This window comes from Frankia sp. AgB32, from assembly GCF_023243045.1.
In the GTDB taxonomy this organism is placed as follows: Bacteria; Actinomycetota; Actinomycetes; order Frankiales; family Frankiaceae; genus Frankia.
In genome coordinates this window covers 1-4,170 of record NZ_JALKFX010000129.1, presented here as the reverse complement: position 1 = coordinate 4,170, position 4,170 = coordinate 1, and the positions used below count along the sequence as shown (strand labels likewise).

General features: G+C 74.2%; 3 protein-coding genes and 1 pseudogene. 3 read left to right on the top strand and 1 reads right to left on the bottom strand.

Annotated features, from left to right (window positions below; all coding sequences use genetic code 11):
* The 3 genes and pseudogenes from MXD60_RS25855 to MXD60_RS25845 form a co-directional block, all read left to right on the top strand.
* Positions 1 to 346 (top strand): annotated as a pseudogene (locus MXD60_RS25855) (hypothetical protein); the annotation flags it as partial.
* Positions 347 to 575: 229 nt separating this feature from the next.
* On the top strand, positions 576 to 2,180 hold the full coding sequence (locus MXD60_RS25850; RefSeq protein WP_248822241.1) for a lactate racemase domain-containing protein: 1,605 nt from the start codon (positions 576 to 578) through the stop codon (positions 2,178 to 2,180).
* 49 nt (positions 2,181 to 2,229) lie between these two features.
* The gene (locus MXD60_RS25845; protein ID WP_283099004.1) at positions 2,230 to 3,417 is read left to right on the top strand and encodes a lysophospholipid acyltransferase family protein; all 1,188 of its coding nucleotides are present in this window, start codon (positions 2,230 to 2,232) and stop codon (positions 3,415 to 3,417) included.
* Between the two features lie 10 nt (positions 3,418 to 3,427).
* Here the strand turns inward: MXD60_RS25845 and MXD60_RS25840 are convergent, their stop codons facing one another.
* Positions 3,428 to 3,943 carry a hypothetical protein gene (locus MXD60_RS25840; protein WP_248822239.1) on the bottom strand — a complete coding sequence of 172 codons (516 nt, stop codon included), beginning with the start codon at positions 3,941 to 3,943 and terminating at the stop codon, positions 3,428 to 3,430.
* Positions 3,944 to 4,170: the final 227 nt, after the last annotated feature.

Genomic DNA, 4,170 nt, shown 5'->3' with positions numbered 1-4,170 from the left:
GCCCGGGGGGGGGGGGGGGGGGGGGGGGGGGGGGGGGGTGGGGGGGGGGGGGGGGGGGGGGGGGGGGGGGGGGGGGGGGGGGGGGGGGGGGGTGCCGTCGGGTCGGGTGGATGTGACGCCGGTGTGGGCGCGGGGGTTGGAGTTGGTGGGTGTGCAGGGTGGGGGTGGGCTGGGTGCGGAGGAGGTGCTGCGGCGGGCGTGGCGGCTGGTGGCGGATCGGCGGGTGGAGGGGTGGGTGGGCGCGGTGTATCCGCTGGGTCGGTGGCGGGAGGCGGTGGCACATGCGTGGGATGCGGGTCGTCTGGGTGTGGTGCGGGTGGCGTTTGATCCGGCGGCGTCGTCGTGACGGGTCGCGCCGGGTCCGCGGGGATTGACGCGGGTGGCATCCTGGCAGGCGGCATCGCGGCGGATCGCGTGGATGGCCGTGGCGTGGATGGCCGTGGCGTGGATGGCATTGTGGCGGGTGGCGCGGCGGGAGGCCGCGCGGTGGCGGGTGGGACGGGTCCGGCTGTGGGGTCGGGGTCGGTGACGGTCCGCGTGGGGTGTGGCTTCGCGCGGCGGATGTGGAAGGAAACGTGTCGGTGAGACCGGGGTTCGTGCTCGAGGTCGACGAGCGGACTCCCCCGCTGCTGGTGCATTCCGGCGACGGGGTGCTGCTGGAGCGGTTCCCGCTCGGTACGCGGGTGGTGTATCCGCCGCAGCCGTGGGGTGGGGTCGACGGTGTGGAGGCCGCGATCGGCGCCGCGTTGGCGGCGCCGGTGGGGGATGCCGCGCCGTTGGCGTCGTTGTTGCGGGCGGGGATGCGCCTGGCGATCAGTGTGCAGGATGTGACGGTGCCTTCGCCGCGGATGCGTGGGCGCGATGTGCGCGGGCGGATCCTGGAGCAGGTGTTGTCGCTGGCGGCGGCGGCCGGGGTGGACGAGGTGTCGCTGGTGGTCGCCGGGGGTCTGAACCGGCGGTTGTCGGCGGCGGAGGTCGCCGGTGTGGTCGGGGAGCGGGTGTTCCGTTCGTTCTGGCCGGATCGGCTGCGGTGCCATGACGCGGAGGATCCGGCGGGGCTGGTCGAGGTGGGTACGGCGGAGTCCGGGGAGGCGTTGGGCGTCGCGCGGGTCGTCGCCGAGGCGGATCTGCTGGTCGCGGTGGAGGTGGTCCAGGCGCCGGGGGTGGGTGGTGCGGCGGGGCTGGTGCAGGGTCTGTCGTCGTATGCGTCGTTGCGGGGTGTGCGCAGCGTCGCCGCGGTGATGCGTGAGGCGGCGCTGCCCGGTGCGGCGGCGGGGGGTCCGCGGGATGCGGCGGGCGGTGGCGTGTCGGCGGCGGGCCGGTTGGGGGCGGTGCTGGGCGCGGCGGTGCCGGTGTTCGCGGTGGCGGCGACGGTGAACGCGGCGGTGGGGCCGGCGGCGTCGCCGTTTCTGACGCGCCGGGAGTGGGAGTGGTCGCTGGCGGATCAGGCGATGGCGGTCGGGGTGGGTCGGGGGATGGATCTGCTGGGTGGGCGGGTGCGGCGCCGGGCGTTGCGGGAGTTGGCCGCGGATTATGCGATCACGTCGGTGACGGCGGGTGAGATTTCGGCGGTGTCGGCGGCGGCGTGGGCGCGGGTGTCCGAGCAGCAGCGGGTGGAGGTGCCCGGGCAGGCGGATGTGCTGGTGGTGGGGTCGGCGCCGTTCGGTCCGTATCACGGTTCGGGGCCGGCGGATCCGGTGTTGGCGGCGCATGCGGCGTTGTCGGAGGTGTTCGGTGCCTACCGGGGGGTGCCGGTCGTCCGGGAGAACGGGGCGATGATCGTCTACCATCCGATGGCGGCGCGGTTCTCGCAGTTGCACCAGCCGTCGTATGTCGATTTCTACGAGGAGGTGCTGGCGGAGTCCAGTGAGCCGGCGACGATCGAGGCGAAGTTCGAGCGGCAGTACGCCACGGACCCGTGGTACACGTCGCTGTATCGGACGTCGTTGGCGTTGCATGGTGTGCATCCGTTTCACCGCTGGTATGAGACGGCGCCGGCGCGGGCGTATCTGGGTGAGGTGGTGTTCGTCGGCGGGGATCGGGCGGTGTGTGCGCGTCTGGGTTTCCGGGCGGCGTCGACGTTGGCGGATGCGTTGGAGATCGTGTCGGGGTCGGTGGGGCGTGACCCGTCGATCGCGTATGTGCACAGTCCGCCGCGGCTGGTCGCGCAGGTGCGGTGAGGTCGCGGTGGCGGGCTGGCGTGGTGGACGGGATCGGCAGGCAGGGGTGATGGAGATGGGTCGTGGGCCGCGGCGCGGTGTGGGTGTTCGGGAGATGGCGCGGGGCTGGCGTCCGGGTGGCCGGGCGGCTGGTGGTGTGCCGGGTGGCGCCGGGTCCGCGGCGGGGGGGTCGCGGGAGTTCGCGACGGGGTGGGCGCGGTCGGGTCCGGCGCGGGTGACGCGGGCGGCGTTCCTGGGTGGGGCGATGGGTCCGCTGCTGCGTTCGACGTTGACGGTGCGGGCGTGGGGCGCGGAGGTGTTCGACGAGGTCCGCGACACCCCGGTGATCATCGTGTCGAATCACAGTAGTCATCTGGACGCGCCGTTGTTGTTGTGTGTGTTGCCGCGGCAGGTGCGGGCGCGTACGGCGGTGACGGCGGCGGCGGACTATTTCTTTGGCAGTGTGTGGCGGGGGGCGTCGAGTGCGTTGGCGTTCGCGACGGTGCCGGTGGACCGTGGTGGTGGTGCGCCGTCGGCGACGCCGATGAATCTGCTCCGCGACGGGTGGAATCTGGTGATTTTCCCGGAGGGGACGCGGTCGCGGGATGGGGCGCGGGGCCGGTTCCGGCTCGGCGCGGCGTATCTGTCGATCAACGCCGGGGTGCCGGTGGTGCCGGTGGGGGTGCGGGGGGCGTTCGCGGCGATGCCGCGGGGCCGGTCGTGGCCGGTGCCGGGGCGGGCGCCGGTGACGGTGCGGTTCGGCCGGCCGTTGCGTCCGGCGGCGGGTGAGGATGTGCGGACGTTCAGCGCGCGGTTGGCCGCGGAGGTCGACCGGTTGTGCGCGGAGGATGCGTCGAGCTGGTGGGATTCGCCGCGGGCGGCGCAGACGCCGGTGGACTCCCCGCCGGTGGACTCCCCGGCGGTGGCCGGTGTGGCGGGGCCGGCGGGTGCGTCGGCGGCGGGTGATGGCCCGGCGGCTGCTGGGTCTGGTGGCGCGGGTCAGGGGGGCGAGGTGGGCGTGACCGGTGCGGCGGGGGTGGCGCCGGCGGGTGCGGTGGCGCGCCGCGGCGGGCCGGCCGGTGTGGTCGGGCGCGGTGTGGGGCGGGCGCGGATGCGGGCGGCGGGCGGCGCGGGATCGCCCGCGGTGTCGGCGCGGTTGCGGGGTGCTCCGGGGACGCCGGCGGCGCGGTGGCGGCGGATCTGGGCGGCGACCGAGCCGGCGCCACGGGCGACGTCGCGGTCGCCGTGGCGCCGCTGAGGTCGACGGGTCAGACCCGGTAGCCCAGGCGTGCGTTGTGCTCGGTGACGGCGCTCGCCGAGGTGACCATGGCGATCACCCAGAGGATCAGCCACACCGGCACGGTGAGGATCAGGGTGATGATGAAGAAGGACAGCATCCACAGGAACAGGTCGGCGATCAGGAGCAGGACGCCGGCGGTGGTGCGTCCGGCGTAGAGGTGGCCGGCGCCGAGCCACAGGAAGGTCAGCAGGAGTGCCACCCCGACCGATTTCGGGGGCACGGCCGGCTGCACGATGACGGGCATCGGACCGTAGGGCGCCGGTGGGCCGTAGGGGTGGGGGCCGCCGTAGGGCTGGTTGCCGGCCCAGGCGTCGAGCTGGCCGCCGGGTCCGGCCGGCGGGTATCCACCGGGGCCGCCGGGGGTGTGTTGCTGGGTGGGCGGTGGGTATCCGCCGGGTCCGGTGGGTGGTGGGGTGAAGGGGCCGGGTTGCGGGTGGAACGAGGGTCCGTTCCCTGGCCCGTAGGGGTCGTGCTGGTCGGTCATGCGTTTTCCCCCGATCTGAAGTGTGCTCACTGTAACAGTGGGGTTCGCCACGGTGAGGTGCTGTTCGTGGGGTGATGGGCGTGGGGTTCGGTGTTCGCGTGGGGTGGGTGGGGTCGGCTGCGGTCCGCCGGGCGGGTCCGGTGTGGGGGGGGGGGGGGCCCCCCCCCCCCCCCCCCCCCCCGGGGGGGGCGAAAAAAAAAAAAAAAAAAAAAAAATAAATATAAAAA

Excerpts from the sequence above, each read along its gene's own strand:
- MXD60_RS25845 (WP_283099004.1), top strand. The coding sequence starts at position 2,230 with ATGGAGATGGGTCGTGGGCCGCGGCGCGGTGTGGGTGTTCGGGAGATG.
- MXD60_RS25840 (WP_248822239.1), bottom strand. The coding sequence starts at position 3,943 with ATGACCGACCAGCACGACCCCTACGGGCCAGGGAACGGACCCTCGTTC.